Source organism: Treponema sp. OMZ 855 (genome assembly GCF_024181145.1).
Taxonomy (GTDB): domain Bacteria; phylum Spirochaetota; class Spirochaetia; order Treponematales; family Treponemataceae; genus Treponema.
Genome location: NZ_CP051194.1, coordinates 407,605 through 424,839, shown reverse-complemented (window position 1 = coordinate 424,839; position 17,235 = coordinate 407,605). Strand labels below are relative to the sequence as shown.

General features: G+C 34.2%; 16 protein-coding genes. 2 read left to right on the top strand and 14 right to left on the bottom strand.

What is annotated here, in order from left to right; all coding sequences use genetic code 11:
• Positions 1 to 174 precede the first annotated feature (174 nt).
• Entirely contained in the window at positions 175 to 2,328 is a 2,154-nt protein-coding gene (locus E4N65_RS02060; protein WP_253673822.1) for an AAA family ATPase, read from the top strand.
• Between the two features lie 204 nt (positions 2,329 to 2,532).
• Positions 2,533 to 2,937: a DMP19 family protein gene (locus tag E4N65_RS02055; protein ID WP_253673821.1), complete on the top strand. Its 405-nt coding sequence runs from the start codon at positions 2,533 to 2,535 to the stop codon at positions 2,935 to 2,937.
• A gap of 135 nt (positions 2,938 to 3,072) precedes the next feature.
• On the opposite strand, the gene E4N65_RS02050 is transcribed toward E4N65_RS02055, so the two are convergent.
• The 14 genes from E4N65_RS02050 to E4N65_RS01985 all read right to left on the bottom strand — a co-directional run bounded on the left by E4N65_RS02050 (position 3,073) and on the right by E4N65_RS01985 (position 17,235).
• Positions 3,073 to 3,423, bottom strand: coding sequence for an arsenate reductase family protein (locus E4N65_RS02050; protein WP_253673820.1), 351 nt, complete (start codon positions 3,421 to 3,423; stop codon positions 3,073 to 3,075).
• 86 nt (positions 3,424 to 3,509) lie between these two features.
• Entirely contained in the window at positions 3,510 to 3,728 is a 219-nt protein-coding gene (locus E4N65_RS02045) for a hypothetical protein (protein WP_044013740.1), read from the bottom strand.
• Positions 3,729 to 3,738: 10 nt separating this feature from the next.
• Positions 3,739 to 4,356 carry a hypothetical protein gene (locus E4N65_RS02040; protein ID WP_044013743.1) on the bottom strand — a complete coding sequence of 206 codons (618 nt, stop codon included), beginning with the start codon at positions 4,354 to 4,356 and terminating at the stop codon, positions 3,739 to 3,741.
• Between the two features lie 130 nt (positions 4,357 to 4,486).
• Positions 4,487 to 6,037 carry an SLBB domain-containing protein gene (locus E4N65_RS02035; RefSeq protein ID WP_044013745.1) on the bottom strand — a complete coding sequence of 517 codons (1,551 nt, stop codon included), beginning with the start codon at positions 6,035 to 6,037 and terminating at the stop codon, positions 4,487 to 4,489.
• Positions 6,027 to 7,043 (bottom strand): GNVR domain-containing protein, encoded by a 1,017-nt coding sequence (locus tag E4N65_RS02030; protein ID WP_044013747.1) that lies wholly within the window; start codon positions 7,041 to 7,043, stop codon positions 6,027 to 6,029. Before E4N65_RS02030 ends, E4N65_RS02035 begins: the two co-directional genes overlap by 11 nt.
• 52 nt (positions 7,044 to 7,095) lie before the next feature.
• Positions 7,096 to 8,085, bottom strand: coding sequence for an NAD-dependent epimerase/dehydratase family protein (locus E4N65_RS02025; protein ID WP_044013750.1), 990 nt, complete (start codon positions 8,083 to 8,085; stop codon positions 7,096 to 7,098).
• 37 nt (positions 8,086 to 8,122) lie between these two features.
• Positions 8,123 to 8,866: a glycosyltransferase gene (locus E4N65_RS02020; RefSeq protein WP_253673819.1), complete on the bottom strand. Its 744-nt coding sequence runs from the start codon at positions 8,864 to 8,866 to the stop codon at positions 8,123 to 8,125.
• A gap of 86 nt (positions 8,867 to 8,952) precedes the next feature.
• On the bottom strand, positions 8,953 to 9,924 hold the full coding sequence (locus E4N65_RS02015; protein WP_044016963.1) for a glycosyltransferase family 2 protein: 972 nt from the start codon (positions 9,922 to 9,924) through the stop codon (positions 8,953 to 8,955).
• 13 nt (positions 9,925 to 9,937) lie between these two features.
• Positions 9,938 to 10,966: an EpsG family protein gene (locus E4N65_RS02010; RefSeq protein ID WP_081984385.1), complete on the bottom strand. Its 1,029-nt coding sequence runs from the start codon at positions 10,964 to 10,966 to the stop codon at positions 9,938 to 9,940.
• 55 nt (positions 10,967 to 11,021) lie between these two features.
• Complete coding sequence (locus tag E4N65_RS02005) at positions 11,022 to 12,149, bottom strand: glycosyltransferase family protein (RefSeq protein ID WP_044013754.1); 1,128 nt, start codon at positions 12,147 to 12,149, stop codon at positions 11,022 to 11,024.
• On the bottom strand, positions 12,149 to 13,471 hold the full coding sequence (locus E4N65_RS02000; RefSeq protein WP_044013756.1) for a nucleotide sugar dehydrogenase: 1,323 nt from the start codon (positions 13,469 to 13,471) through the stop codon (positions 12,149 to 12,151). Before E4N65_RS02000 ends, E4N65_RS02005 begins: the two co-directional genes overlap by 1 nt.
• Positions 13,472 to 13,519: 48 nt before the next feature.
• Positions 13,520 to 14,590: a non-hydrolyzing UDP-N-acetylglucosamine 2-epimerase gene (wecB, locus tag E4N65_RS01995; protein ID WP_044013758.1), complete on the bottom strand. Its 1,071-nt coding sequence runs from the start codon at positions 14,588 to 14,590 to the stop codon at positions 13,520 to 13,522.
• 9 nt (positions 14,591 to 14,599) lie between these two features.
• Positions 14,600 to 15,772: an N-acetyl sugar amidotransferase gene (locus E4N65_RS01990; protein WP_052185461.1), complete on the bottom strand. Its 1,173-nt coding sequence runs from the start codon at positions 15,770 to 15,772 to the stop codon at positions 14,600 to 14,602.
• Between the two features lie 53 nt (positions 15,773 to 15,825).
• On the bottom strand, positions 15,826 to 17,235 hold the full coding sequence (locus E4N65_RS01985) for a lipopolysaccharide biosynthesis protein (protein ID WP_044013760.1): 1,410 nt from the start codon (positions 17,233 to 17,235) through the stop codon (positions 15,826 to 15,828).

Below are 17,235 nucleotides of genomic sequence, written 5' to 3'. Positions count from 1 at the left end.
TCAACGGAGCGGCGGAACCTCCGCCTGTCGTCCGGCGCACAGCGCCGTCCAACACGCGAATTAAGCTGACGGCAAAGCTCAAAAGCCTTTCGGCTTTCTCGCTTCTTGCAGCTTATCCGCCGCCCCGTTAGGCGGACGGTTCGCTGCGCTATTATTATGGAGGAATATAATATCATGATGAAAATATTCAAATTAAAAAGGGAACGTATATTTTGTGCAGAATATGAAAAACTTACCCAAAATAATGAAATAGAATTCAGCACTAATAAAATTGCTGTAATATATGGTCCAAATGGAACTGGAAAAACAAGTTTATCTTCAATTTTAGAAAAAGCTGCAAATTCTGAGTTTGATATTGAATTTAACAACATAAGATATACAAATAATGGAGAACCTTTCGCTCATATAATTCATGACCAAAACGGAAGAAATATAATAGAAGGCTCAACTGAAGATTTTATACTTGGAGATAACATAAAAAAAGAATATCAACTGAAAGAACAATTAGATAAAGGATTTCGAAATTTATATGACTCATTAATAAATGTATTAAAAGTTAGATTTGGTATTACAACAAAGAACTCTGTATTTTTATCTTTGTTGGATGATGATAAGTTAAAAGACTATATTTCTGATTTAGCGAATAATAAGCAAAAAGGAAATAATATCGATAAGGAAGATTTTTTAAATTATTTTAACGAAAAAAATGCTCTTGACGTATCATCTTATGATGATGAGAAATTTTATTTTTTTGTTGATAATAAAAAAGACAAAACCTCATACTTAAATGCTTTACGACAACTTAAAAAAGATACATTCTGTAAAGAAGAGCAATATATAAAAATTGAACAGACGAACGATGCTATATCAATATTAAAAAAATATCAAAATATACATAATTGCATCGTATGCGATAACGATATAAATCAAGAAGCTCTATTAGCAAAAAAATCAAACGAAAATAAAAATGCTTATAATACGCTATCAGATAATTCAAAAAAAATAATAGATGGGATTATTATGAAAGTCCCTGCAGATGACAAATTTGAAATAAAAAAAGCTTTGGAAGAAATTTTTTTTACAGGTAATTTGGATATTTTAGATAAGTTGTTAGCAGAAATTGAAACGTATGAAGTTTTATACAAAAATCTTTTGACGAATGAATTTATCAATGCTATAAAAGACGCAAATCTATTAAATATTTATAATGAATACAAGAAAATAGTATCTGAAAAACCTGAATTCGAGGATGAAGATGTTATTTTTATAGAAAGCTTCTTAAACAGTTGCTTAGAAAAAAAGATAACATTGTCTCGTGATGAAAACAAGAATATACGTTTATTATTAGATAATAAAGAATTCTTAAACCAGGAAAGAACAAGCTTGAAGCTTAGTAATGGCGAACAGAATTTTTTGTCATTATCATTTGAACTACTGAAAGCAAAAAAAGTCAACGAACAATTAGTCGTTTTAGATGACCCTATTTCAAGCTTTGATTCTATTTATAAAAATAAAATTGCATATGCCATAATCAAATTTTTAAGTGATAAATATTCTTTAATTCTTACACATAATACTGACTTAATAAAATTGTTAGAGCATCAATTAAATAATTCTTTTATCTTATACTATATGAACAATACTGAAGGTGAAAATAACGGTTTCTTAAAAATAAATGATCATGAAAAACGTATATTATTATATATTCCATCATTGATTAAACTTTTTTGTTCAGACATTGCACCTGAAATATTGAATGAAAAGGCATTTCTTATATCAATCGTCCCCTTTCTTCGAGGTTATTGCTATTTAATCCAAAATAATGAAAAAAAAGACAAATTGACAAAAATAATGCATGGATATGAGACAGAAAGCGTAAATTTATCTTTATTATATAATGAATTATTCCAAACAAATATTATAGAAAATGAACACGTTATATCAGTACATGATATTTTATCTTATGATATTGATGATTTAAATATTTTAAAAAAGGATAAATTCCCATTGTTGGCAAAAACGCTAATGCACAGCTTTACCTACCTTTATCTGCGAATGACTGTCGAAAAAAAACTTGTTGATAAATATGGGGTAGATACAAAAAATAATTGTATGCTAAATCAAATAATAAATAAAGCTTTCCCAAGTAGCAAAAAAGACCTGGAAAATACAAAGAATAGAATTTTCTTCTTATCAAAGAAAACTCTATTAAATGAATTTAATCATTTTGAAATGGACATGAATATTTTTCAACCAGCCATAGATATCACAGATAAAGCTCTTGAAAAGGAAAAAGAGGAAATATTAAAAAAGTTAGGTTCTTTATAGAATTCGCCTAACACCGTTTTCAAAGCCGACAAACGGGACTAAACCCGTTTGCGGTTTAAAACAATGTTAGAATGCACCTTCCGGCAGAGAGGAAAAAATGAAAAATAAAGAAATATCTCACTCATTTATACATGAAGTACCTTTTACTTGTCAAATGCTAAGTTCTAGTGCCCTCAAAATACGAAAATCAATCTATTCCAAAAGATGAAATTATTAAATTTATTTAACAAAGAGAAGAGCTCTTATATATTAACTGAAAAAGATCAACGTTGGAATAATTTTATTGACAATGTATGTTCTAGAAATTTATCAACATTATCCGCAATACAACGAAAAGCAGTAATTTGTTTTAACTATGATGCATCAATGAATAATGGGGGATTTAGTTTATACAAAGATCACTATCCACTTATAAATCCGACAGAATTAAAAGAAGCATTAATTGAAATCAGTAACGAAGAAATTGCCAATAATTATATAAAGGCTCTTGAAGAAGGGGGAAAAGATGATTTTGTAGAAACAGACATGAAATATGGAGCTTTTTATCCATCTTTGTGTGAATATTTACAAGAATATGTCGAAAAGAATAAAGATTGTATATTTGACTAAATTGGAATATTTTCAGCAAATCAAGCCAGCGAAATGAGGTGAGATAAAAATGGAATAAATTGAGATAATTAAATTCCTAAAAGACAATATTTCTCCATACATTTGCTTTGTCACAAAAATTAATAACACATCTTCTTATAACAAACTTTCTTCCCATTCTTTTTCTTTAAAGCCGATAAGAATTTTATTTTGCGTAATAATAAGCGGTCTTTTTACAAGCATACCGTCCGATGCCAAGATACTATACATTTCATCATCGGTCATACTGGGAAGTTTATCTTTAAGTTGTAAACTTTTATACAGTAATCCGCTTGTGTTAAAAAATTTTTTCAGCGGTACTCCACTCTGCCGATGCCAGGTCTGTAATTCAATTGCAGACGGATTTTCTTCTTTGATGTGTCGTTCAATATAATCAATATGATGATCATCAAGCCATTTTTTTGCTTTCATGCATGTCGTGCATTTAGGATAATAGATAAAAGTCATATATCTTCCTTCGAATTGAAATCTGGACATCTGCTATACGCTATTGCTTACCCTATGAGAAAAAAAACTTAAAACACAGACGCTTATTACCTTTGTGCTAAAAATATATCCAATTCCTCTTCCATACTTATAAGCAGAGCTTCTGATCTTTTAATTTTTTCCAGTATCGCTTGCTTTTGTATTTTTTCCAACTTGGCAAATACCGTATCAAAGAGCTCTTTTTCCGTCACTTTTGGTTCTTCATCAAGATATTCTATTTTATAATATCCGGTCCACGCCTCGAACGGCTGCTCGTTTTCCTGCATGTAAATCTCCTTATGCTAACCTTAACATATCACGTAGATGACCTTGAAACTCACCGGATGTTGTCTCTCCGTTCAAAAAAGCTTTTATTTCTTGTTTTATTCCGGTCGGGAAGCGCCGCCAATAAGAGCCCGTCCAATCATGCATTGCAGCAGTAAGGTTGCGCTGTGTTTCAACCGGCATTTCTCCCAAACTATAGGAAACAAACTGTATAACCATTTCGTACAAAAGATCGGCAGGAATACCCTGCACCGAACCGTTCTTTACCAAGGAAGCACGGCGGTTTTTACCGCCTGTCCCGCTCGATTGCGGAATCCATGAATCGACCAGACCGGCAATCTGTTCCTTAGAAAGTTCCGGTGCTTCTTTTTGCAAGATATCGGCGGCATAATCCCGAAAAGTATGCCGGACACCATCCATACTCGCATCAATAGAAGCGTAGATCGATTCCGACATTTTCTTGGCTGCTTCTTCCGGAGTAAATGGGATGCTGCCGTTTATCGCTCCCTGAAGCTGACCTTGCCGGCGTTCAACCGCTGCGGCAAATGCGTCAATCTCGCGTAGATTCGCTTTATTCAATATATAATCAAGCGCAAAGAGAAAATCTCCGTCGGTTTTTGCATTGTTCATGAAGAAAGCATATACTATTTTGTGGGATTTTTAAAGAGGAGGGATAATAGAAATCCGGGCAACCGCACGGGATATGTTTAATGCGGCTGCCTCAAAAAAGATGAAACACTCTAAAGAAATAATAAAAAATTTATCGCCTCGTTAGGGTAATGATAGAAGTAATTATCGTTAAAATCGTTGCTGTTACCGTAATCAGCGGTACATAGATATTGAAATTATACATAAAGGCATTGCTTTTTGCCGTAATAATCGTATTCGGCCCGATAATCGCATCCTTGTCAAGTTTTTTACCATACACATCTCTAATCACGACAGCTCCGCCGGAATTCCGCTGATAGTCAAAACCTCCCGCTAACGCAATATAAAAGTCAACTTTACGGCCGGGGGTATACGGATATGCGCCAGGACTTGTTACAGCACCGTTCACTGTTACGGTTTGTTTAATCTCCGGAACAATCAGCCGGTCTTCTGCCTCAATTGGAATAACTGCATGATAGGATTGATCGAATAACAGCGGACTTAAATTTATCGGTATCTGTTTTCCTTGCCGAAAGATATATGCTCCTGTAACATCAACCCACGGTTTAGTGAATATCGGCAACCGCTCGCGAACGATTGAAATAAGATCGTCACCTTCATTAAAAGGAATAGGAATAGTCGTAGCAACAATTTTAAGATCACCATCTTTATTTATTGTACTTGCATCAGTTTGGCTTGAAGGAATACCAATTGTATTACTTTTTTGACCATCTGCTAAAATTGTACGTCGAGTTTCAACATCGAGCGGAATGTCAAGATACACAAACGGACGAAGCGTTTTTTGAGTATCAATATATACTTTGTCTAAATGCCGTAGAGGTTCACTTCCACCTGATTGCTCACTGAGCGCAACAAAAAAAGAATCAAACTTTGTACTTCCGTCTTCTGTGTTTGTTGTACGGGTTATTTTAACCTGTGTTCTATTGGCTCCGGCGGTATATCCACTGCCGTAAACGGTAATAAGATCGGTAATTGTTTCTGTTTCAGCCAATTCATACGTTCCGGGACGCTCGACAGCTCCGGAAAGAGTAACACGCCGCTTTATACGCGGAATCGTAATAACATCACCGGGTGATAAATATGGGTCTTGGGAAAGATCGCCAAATCGTATTGCCTGGAAAAGATCATACTCAATTGTTTTTCCTGAACGTCCCGTAATAGAGAGATAACGACTTGAAGCAAAATCCGTTAATAAGCCGGTAATAGCTTGAGATGCCCGCATCAGCCCCCATGCTTTTACTTCTGTTGTTTTACTCACTTCTCCCCTCACCGTTACAGTAAAAGTACTGGGAGCAGTAAGTACAAACTGAACAACACTGAGCGGATAGTTTTGTGAAACAAGTGTTTCAACCTGCTTTTTAACAGTTATAAAGGTCTTGCCGTTTGTATTTACCGAACCTAAATTAGAAACACGGATAATGCCGCTTGAATCCACAACAATCTGATAACTCACAGGCGTTTGCCCAATCGTATATCCAAGTTGATATATATCCCCCGGCAAAACCCGATAATCGGGATTCGCCATTGCTTGTTGAGCAAGTCGTTTTGCCTCTACTTCTGCATCAGAATTTGAAGCTGCGCACAATAAGGATACGGTAGCTGTAAAGAATAGAATTATCGTTAGAAATAGCTTATGCTTCATGATGCTTGTCCTTTTTCCGTAAGAACTTTGTCTGCACTTTAGGGTCGCGATATATCTCCTGCACAGCATTCAAAAGGAAAGCAAGAAAGATTGATAAGAAGAGGCCTGCGGCAAAGGCAATGATGCATATTTTTGCTCGCGACGGACCAGATTTTTTTTCAGGTACTTCAGGCATATCCAATATTTGAAAAACCGGAGTTTCAGCCTCAATTTCTATTTTCAAAAGTTCATATTGAGCTTTTAACTGCCCGTATACTCTTTCTTGAACAGAAATTTCACGCTTAATTTGTTCTATTGCAAGAGCCGAACCTCGCATACCACCCGATTGAGCTATTTTATTTTCCAAATCGCCGGCTTTCTGCTCTAAACGTTTTATTTCATCAAATGATTGCTTCAAACTTTTCTCTAAATTCTCTTTCGTGCGCACTTTTGTATCAAGTCCCAGCTCTGTGAAGCGTTTTTCATAATAGTCAACAGCAGCCAAGACCGCTTGTTGTGCAAACTCAGGATCGATGTGGGTAGCAGCTAATGAGAATATTCTGCTTTTATCGTCCAGTTTTGCCTTGAGTAAACCTTTTACGATCTTCCGAGTTTCGGTTTTGATGAACTTGTTAACTTTATATTTTTCGGCAATATGCAATTCTTGGGCAATAGTATCGAGGAACGCATTACTGCCGGCAATATAGAGCGCCAACTGCTGTGTAGTATTTCCACTGCTGCCCCCCAACCCCGCTAAATTGCCTAAATTACTTTGTTGTAAGAAAGAAGCTAAAGCACCACCGGAAGCACTACTGTTGTTTTCTATTCGCATAAAGGCTATGCTTGTATATACATCCGGCATAAAGGATTTTTCCGGCTCCATTTTTTTACCAATAAGAACATAGGTAAAAACAGCCACCGAAATCATGCAGGTTAAACCAATAATCAGCCATTTCCATCGCCACAATACAACGGCTAAATCCAGCAAAGATATTTCATCACTATCGTTATTTATATCATGTTCCACTACGATCTCCTTAGTCCTTTTTTGAATGACGTTAGTTACGGGGGTATTGAAGTTATTCACTATAAAAATAATGTCCTTGAACCTTATCAATAAATTCGTATTTAACCGTATTATATAAACCATCTTTCAATGAAACCGGAGGTTTAAAACCAGTCTTTTGAATACTAATTGAATCAAAAAGCGTATTTGCACAAAATTTTTTTACCCGGATAGAACTAATTGCTAATTTCTTTCCGGTTATTTTGGCAAGAAGATCAAAACAAAGTCCCCCAAAATACCCTAACCAATACGGCCAATGAAAAATTTTATGATGCGACTTCCCCAGTATACTATACACCTCTTTGGTAAGAGTATTCATATTAAAATCCGGCTTATCTATATAGTTAAATAAGTGTTCCCCGGAAGCATTAGCAAGAGAAAATTCAATAAAAGCAGCAATATTTTCAACATACGCCATAGATTTTCTGTTATTTCCATCACCGATAAAGGGAAAAAAACCGGAACTAATTTGCCGTAGAAGATTATATACATTGCCTCTGTTCTGTTCACCAAAAACAACAGTAGGGCGAATAATCGTAAGCGAATTATTCGTATCGGAATTCAACCATGCACGATACTTTCCCTCCGCCAACCATTTTGTTCTTCCGTAATCATTAAAATAATTTATCTCCCCCGTCTCATTTGTATTTAAAGGCGCAAAACCATATACGGCAACAGAACTTGTAAAGATAATTTTTTTGATACCATGTTCCGAACACACTTTACATACATTTTCGGCACCATCAACATTGACTTCATCATATAAACTTTTAGGCTGAACATCATCGCGATGTTCAGCCGCCAAATTGATGACACACTCGATATTGGAGTTTAACCCTTGCTTTAGGGAATCAATATCTCTAACATCTGCAAAAGTCTGCAATTCAGGATAATACTTGCTATCCTGCTTATCAAGTATTTTAATTGTATGTCCGCCAGCTAAGAGCCGCCGAGCCAATCTTGTTCCGATAAAGCCGGAACCGCCTATTATTGCTATAATCATTATTAACCTCTCCCATAAATAAAACATTGCTCATATTTTATTTACGTAATATTTTATAAATATATGTAAAGATTTTTTTCGGCAACACTCTAGGGAAAACTCTAACAACAAGTAATTTCAAATACTCACATTTTGAAAAGAAACCACTATTTAAATGTTTTTTTAGAAAAAGCAGCTCATCCCTTGCATAGTACAATCCATGCCGCCGCCCTATCATATCATTACCAATCCTTGCATATACAAGTACTTCCGGAATATTATCTACAGCATATCCATGTTGCAGAATACGAATCCATAAATCATAATCTTCAAAAAAATGAATATCTGCATATCCTTGCAGACCAATGACTATTTTCTTTCTGAAACAAACAGCCATATGATTAAATGGATTACGGAAATGAGCATAGCGCCTTATATTTGTATAACCGGTAGGTACTTTTTTAATGCGGCCATTCTCATTAGGATCATCATAAAATTCTTTAACATACCCTGAAGACAGCACAACATTCGGATTTTTTCCCATGAAAATCATCTGTCGATAAAACCTATCAGTGCAAGCTATATCATCTGAGTCCATTCTAGCAATCAACTCACCGGCACAGTGTTGCAGTCCAAAGTTTAAAGCATATGCAAGTCCTTTATTTTGCTCATATCCGATAATTTTAAGTGGCAATCTTTCTTTCCATTTTTCTAAAATGGCATCCAACTCAGGCGTAAGACTCCCGTCTTTCACACATACAATCTCTTCTGCTGGACGAGTCTGCATAGATAAACTTTTCATACATTCATCAAGATACTGCGTTTTTTCTTTATAATAAACGGACATTAAAACAGATAAGAACATAACTAATAATCCTATCAAAAATACTAAGAATATTTAAAAACTTTAAACAAAAGTTTTAATGGAACACACCGCACAAGATAAATAGCAATTAAATTTAAAATTCTCCCTTGCACAGGATAATATATATATTTTTTATTTAAAAGAAAAAATGTTTCAATCTCACTATTTTTATCTCCGGAACTAAACAAATATGCAACAAGATTAGAAACATACAGATTTGCAATAAAAAAATTTAACAGAGGGGTAAGCTTATTATCAGCAATACTAGTAGAAAGAACAGCATTCCGAATAATTTCAAAAGATTTCATACGATCCGGCGTATATATTTTATATCCCTGCATAGCAGAATTATCGCGTAATTGATATATAAAACAGATTCTTTTCGAATAATAAAATGAATCTGTCTTATTTATAGTTTTTATAATAAATTCCACATCCTCACCGATTTTGACACCTTTAGTAAATGAGATCGCATGGCTTTCCAAAAAAAACCTGTCATATATACAACTGCATATATTACAGGAAAGTTTTTTCGAAAAAAAACTTTCCTGTAATATCACAGGTGTAAGCAGAACATCATCAAACTCATTAGAAATATATTTTTTAACAAGAACATCTCCTCTTTTCATTATATACCCAAATGAGAACATTTTTGTAGTCGGATGTTGTAAAATAATATGTTTAAAAAAAGAAAGGGTTCCTTCTGTAAGGATATCATCAGAATCTAGAAAATAGATATATTGACCTTTAGCTAATCCCATCCCCCTATTTCTGGCAACAGAAACGCCTTCGTTATTTTGAGTAATATATGAGATTCCTGTATATTTGCTCACAAATTCTTTACAAATAAATTCAGTATTATCAGTAGAGCCATCATTTATAATAATAACTTCACAGTCCTCAAGATTCTGTTCAACTAGCATAGTCAAAGTTGCGTCAAGAAACTTTGCAGCATTAAATGCAGGTATCACAATTGACAATAAAACATTATGCATATTCACAACGACCTCAGACAAAAAAAATTGATCGATAAGGAACTACGCCTTGAGCTCCTTGTATCACAACAGTAAAAACATAAAATAAAACAAAATATCCAAAGAATAACCATGTTACAACCGGCTTTTCAATTTTTTGAACTTTATAAATAAACAGAGGATAAAATATTATTTCAGTAATCTGAAAAACATAATTCAATCTTATCAAAACATTAACACCGTGTGCAATATTTGCAAATGCGGTCGAAAAAACAAATAAGTGCAGCCAAAATTTTTCTGTCGCGTTATTAAAAGCCGAGATATAATAAAAGGCTAATACAACGAATACATTAGGAACAATAAGTTTAAAAACAGCAGCGCTAGATGTTTCGGTAAAAAAAGAAGAAGTAAAATAGCTAGCGTAATGAAATGATGCTGGTATTAATTTTGTGACAACACCTTGAATTGGTAAAATAATAAAGGGAATAGAAGCAAGCCATATCATTATATACATTCTTTTTTTATTGATTTGAAATATTGGATATAATACGCCAATAAATACACTATAATGAAACAGTGCCGCAAAAGCAGTTATAAAAAAAAAGCGTACATATTTTTTTCTCAGCGCAAATTGAATACCTATAAAAAAAATAGCAATACCAAGCATTTGCCGAACAGCATTAAACGATATAAAATAGTAGTTAAAAGCAACATATAAAACAACTGAAAACACAAAATCGATTGAATATTGTTTTATAAAATATAGTAACAGTAAATTAGTGATCAGCGCAAAGAATAAAACACTTAGTTCATACGAACAGCCAAGATATTTCAATACAATATTTACATATCTATAACCAGGTTCTATATACGAGGTGTTCTCTATATTATTATATATATATTCATACGTATAATAATCGGTTCCTATTCCATATCGGAAGCCTGCAATCACAACTAATAGTACACCTAAACATAAGACAGATAATTTTAATATTTTCTTATCAACTCGTGAAAATAAAAAGAAAAAAAGTAATCCTATTAAGAAAAAACCATAGAATAGCATACTATCTATTTAAACCCGTCAATTCATTATTAATATATCAATCTAATTATTCAAACTATTTAGCTAAAAATGCTTGTAAAATTTCCATATCATTTTCCCATAAAAATGGACAGCCTTGTTTTATTATATGATTAACTTTTTTATTTACCAGTTCTCTATCTGACACTAAGCTAACAAAATCTTGAATAATTTGATTCCTATCAATAGTGAAATCATAGATATTTCCATTATACATCGTTAAATCATCTGAAGGAGTATATCGGGCAAACGGTATGACTCCATAATAAATATATTCAAAAATTTTATTTGGAGAACAAGGGAGGATACATGAATTATTAAAAAAATAAAAGCCAATATGGGACTTAGCAGTCACTTTGACTGCAACATCACGTGAAACAGTTCCTAAATATTGGAATCGATTGTTAGTCGACTCCTGCAAAGTACGTAGTATTTTTATAAGTCTGTCATCGGATGTAGTCCCCGCAAATACACAAGCATATTTTATATTTGCGGCTTCAAGCGCTTTGACACAATCAATCATGAGTTCAACATCTCTGTCAGCATGCCAATTCAAAGATCCAACATAAGAAATGAAAGGAATCTGGCCTTTTAGCTCCAGCAAATCAGATGCAGAAATATAGGCTCCTGAAGTAGGATAATTATGAACTATACAGGAATTGTTTATATCAATTTTTCTAAATATAGAACAAGTTTTCAATCTATGTTCTTTATTCACGCATATTAAAAAATCAATAGAATTGATAAAAAGTTTTTCATATAAAAAAAATTCAGGAAAAATTCGGAGTGTTTTTAGTGTTTCATAATATTCATGACGATCATAAATAACTTTTATCGCTTTTCCCCATTTCAATTTAAGTTTTGCGACAAGAATCAATAAAATTGGATCATGAATCATAAAGATAGGCTCAATGTCTTCTGGTATCAACTTTCCAAGATCATTAATTATCTTACCTCGCCGACATAAAATATCCATCCGTTTTCTTAATTTATTTCCACTAATTGAAAATACTATCTCTTTATCTGTATTTTTGTAGGTTTTATTTAAAAAATGTATATTTAATACTTTACATACACCATGTTCTAGAAAAAAATCCTGGTATTTTGTTATTCGATTATCTCCCAACACATGAGTACTCAACATAACTAAAATTTTTTCTTTCATTACAGTTTAAATACCTTTCCATCTTCAATGTGGACAGTTTTTACCGCATTGCGTAAATCGACTATCAAACTTGATTTCTCTACAATGTGTTCAATATCAAAACATGAATGATTCGTTGTAAATACAACACAGTCTACCTTAGACAATAATTCATCAGTTAGATCGGTACCAACCCATTGTTTTCCATGATCGTCAATGCATTCGGGAATATACGGATCATGATACAGAACATTCGCCCGCTTTTTAGCACATTCTTCCATAACAAGCAAGGCAGGACTTTCGCGCGGATCATCGATATCCGGCTTATAGGCAACACCAAGAAATAAAATCGTTGCCCCGTTCATTGCTTTTTGTTTACGATTAAGAGCATACATAATCTTATTCATCATTTTATGCGGCATTTGATTATTAATATTACCGGCAGTATTTATCATCGTTAGATCGAAGTTAAACCCTTTTGCTATATGTTCAAGGTAGAACGGATCAAGCGGAATACAGTGACCGCCGATTCCAGGACCGGGATAAAAGGCTTGGAAACCATAGGGCTTGGACTTTGCGGCATCGATGACTTCCCAAATATTGATATCCATTTTACCAGCCAAAAGAGCCAGTTCATTGATGAGCGAAATATTGATAAGCCGATAGGTATTTTCCAATATTTTTACCATTTCGGCTACACGGGGGCTTGATACAGGATAGAGATGTTGAATTGCTTTGCTGTAGAGCGCAATAGCTATTTTCTGCGCATCTTCACCTAAAGCACCGACTACTTTCGGAGTATTATCGGTCTTATAATCTTTATTGCCCGGATCAACCCGTTCGGGGCTAAAACAAAGCCAAAAATCTTTTCCTTCTTTCAATCCCGATTCCCTTTCTATAATTGGCTTCATAAAATCTTCAGTTGTCGTCGGATAGGTAGTGCTTTCAAGCGAAATAAAAGTACCTGCTTTCATATTTTTACCGATATCGATACAAGATTGTTCAATAAACTTCATATCGGGCTTTTTAAAATGGTCGAGCGGTGTTGGCACACAGATAATAACCGCATCACATTCTTTAATGCGGGAAAAATCGGTTGTTGCAGAAAGTTTTTTTGTGTCTTTTACTACGCGGCTTAAATCTTCATCTTTTATATCACCGATGTAATTTTTTCCGGCATTCACTGCTTCTACTTTTTTAGGACTTTTTTCAAAACCTAAAACCAGTACATCTTTTTTTGCAAAAGACACAGCAAGCGGCAAACCAACATACCCAAGTCCTATAATTCCGACAACTTCAGTATTATTTTCAATTTTTTTTATGATTGTTTCAAAGTTTGACATAATATATCTCCTATAAACTCTGTATTCTTATACTATCTACCCATATTATCAGCGTAAAGCTTCTACAATTTGTTCTGCAGTATGTCCGTCACCATAAAGTTGTGGATAGTCCTTTGGAGTGTGAACATTCCGAATCGCCGCTACGATTTTTCCCGCATCGGCACCGGTCAGCGTATTCCAGCCGGAAGAAACAAGCTCGACCCACTCGGTAGTATCACGCATGGTGATACACGGCTTTTGAAAGAAAAAAGCTTCTTTTTGAACCCCTCCTGAATCTGTCAGTACTGCAGAACAAGCTTCTTCGTATTTAAGCATTTCTAAATAACCAACAGGTTCTATCAGTATAACATGCTTGCCAAATTGCAATCCATGCTCCGCTAGTATTTTCTTTGTACGAGGATGCACAGGAAAAATAAAGAGCCGTTCCGAAAGCGAATTGACGGCATCTACAATGTTTTTTAACCGTACCGGATCATCGGTATTTTCTGCCCTATGAATAGTTAGCAGAATAAAATTGTCAGGCGTTTGTAATGAAATCTTTTTCTGACGGTAATAAAGTGAAGCGTCATACATAATATCACCGGTTTTACAAACAAGCTTATTATCTGGCGAAGGTGCACCATCCTTAGACATAATTCCCTCTTTCTTGAGGTTTCCTATAGCCGTCTCCGTCGGGCAAAAAAGCCATGTTGAAAGATGGTCAGTAAGACGACGATTTTGTTCTTCCGGCATTGCCATCATATAGGAACGCAATCCAGCTTCAACATGAGCTACCGGAATACGAAGCTTGCTTGCAGCTAGGGCTCCAGCCAACGTAGAATTCGTATCGCCGTATACAAGCACAGAATCAGGCTTTAACTCTAACAGCAATTCTTCAAGCTTCTCAAGCATAAGACCGGTCATTTTACCGTGAGAACCGGAACCGATATGCAAATTATAATCAGGTTGCGGAATATCCATCTCGGTAAAAAATATATCGCTCATATTTTGATCATAGTGCTGACCGGTATGAGCAATTGTTTCCGTTACACCAAGATTAGGATTGCTTTTAATATAACGACTTAATACTGCCGCTTTGACAAATTGCGGACGGGCACCGATAATTGTAAGAATATGCATAAAATTTTTCTACTTTGAGGAAAAAAATTTTCGTAAAAAACGTTTCAACTTCTTTAATAAAATCAATTTACTAGGGTTTGTCCAAACATCTAAGAAATAAGAGGTCTTATAATCTGCATGCTGTTTAGGTGGATTTTTCAAAATCCTATCGAACTCTTCTCGCGAAATCTGTAATTTATCCAATACAAACGCAATATCTTTTTCCATCTTATCTTTATCATAAGCAGGTTGCTCATATAATCGTAAGGCTTCATCACGAGTCAATTGTTCGGAAATAATTAGGCTTGATAAATGAGATGTGCGCTTATCTACTTTAAATTTTTCTTTAAACCAAACCAGCTGAATAACTTTTGTCAATATGTTCTCAAGATGTTTTGCTTCATAATACGTGAAACCGGAAAAATCATGCAATTCTTTAATAGCTCGCGCTTTATTATAATCTATATAATCAAGGGGAGTAATTGTCTTTAAATGCAATATCCGGTTATCGATCATACGGCGCTGCCAAGAAATTAACGGTAATTTATTCATCGGTTTGGTTCCAAATAATTTGTGGATAGCCTTAATATGAACAAAATCATACGCCGAATGAGTATTCCCCGACTGTAAAATGGATTCCAGCGAAAAATTTTGCCCCGATAAAAAATATTTTATTTTCTTTTTCCGCGCAAAATCATAAAGAGCAGCGAATAACACATTATCTTGCGGAATTGCCAAATTAGGAACTTCTGCATAGAAAAAAGCTCGATTTAAATCTAAAAATTGTTCTTCATCAGGCTTAATAGTAACAAGAGTGATATTTGCTTTTTCTACAAGATCTTTAACGTTTTTTTTTGCTAGCTCAGTATCAAACCCATCATCAATATGCACAGCAAGAATACGCAAGCCCCACTTAGCTGCCCCTAAATAAGCAAGATATGCAGAATCAAGACCACCGGATATACCCATAATGCAGTCGAATTCTTTATCTTTACCTTCATTTTTTAAGACAGTTAATAATTGTTGAAGCTTCATTTTCCCTTCTTTATTGGGAAAATATCGATACGGTTTTACTGCAAGCGCAGCAGTACAATAATTGCAATTACCGTCTTGATCAAACCGTATATTATCATCCGATACATTATCCATAATACATCTATTACAGCGTTGGAATTTAATCATATATTTATCCTCTTCCTTCATAATAAGTAAGTAATCTCATCCACCGATAATTTATCTATCGACTCATAAGCCCTCTATCCGGAATGTATATACGTTAGACATTTCTCAATCCACATTTTTAACAATCTTCTATCGACAATCAAAATCATTACTAAAGCAGCACTTGCAGATAAAATTTCAAAAACTTTAAAATCGACAAAGGTATTAACAAAGGCAACAAGCCATAAAATAAAAAAATAAACAGTTGCTTTTACAAGTTTAAATTTCATCGGATACAATCTTATTGAAAAAAATGTACGGACATAAAAATAGCAAAGATATACAATAGAGATGACCATGGCAGCGCCTTTTGCACCGAATTTCGAAAGAAAAACAAAATTTAAACCGACCGCAATCAAATCCAAAATAATAAACGTATATGTTTCATACATCATTTTTTTCTTAAAATATATTCCAAGATTAGAAACTTCGGTTATCGTATACATGACAGGTAAAAATACTAAAAAAGGCATAATATGTGCAGAAGCCGAATACTGCCGGCTAAGAATAAGTACAATAATATCTTTAAACATAATCAGTAATAACGCAGCAATTACCAGAAAAAATAATAAATTTTCAAAAACAGTCTCATATAAAAAGGTGTCATCTTTATGTTTTTCATAATGTTCAAAAGCAGCTGGGGTCCAATACATAGAAAACCCTGACTGTATAAGACGTAAAGCTGCTATAATTTTAAAACTGACACTATACAAGCCGAGTTCATAGAAAGTAGAAAACTGCTTTAAACAATATTTATCAATTCCGTCAAACAAGGTGGACAAGAAATGCGCTGCGACAAGCGGCACCGAATAAAGTAAAACTTCTTTTATATTGACACCTGTAATTTTAAATTTTGAAAACCAGAATTTACGCTCAATAAGAATCGCAATAACCGATACTACCAGGTTGGAAACTATTCCTCCGTATATTATTGCAAGATATGATTTTTCAAAAAACAACGAATAAACAATTATCGTCGCGGTATTGGTTATGGAAAGAAAAAAATTCAGCAGAGAAAACAACAATGCTTTTTGCTGCATTCGTATCGATAAAATTGAATAGCGCTGAATTAATCTAAAGAATAAATCGACACATAACAAAACCACTAAATATGGAATATCTTTATCAAAAAAATACAAAGATACCCGATGTGAAAAAATCAATAATCCTGCACATAAAAAAATAAAAATACAAAAACACGGAAACAGACAACTCCACAGCAATGCGTACCGATCGGCACCTTTTTTCTCATAAAAAAAACGCATAAACGCCTGATCAGTTCCGAAATTAACTATAGGGAAAAGAAAAACTGCGACGGTCGAAAAGAGAGTTGCAACACCAAAATACTCTGGTATGATAAAATACGTAACAATGGGTGTTGTAAAGAATGATACGGCAGCAGCAGCAAAAGAGCCGACAGAAAATTGTAATAATTTTTTTAACAT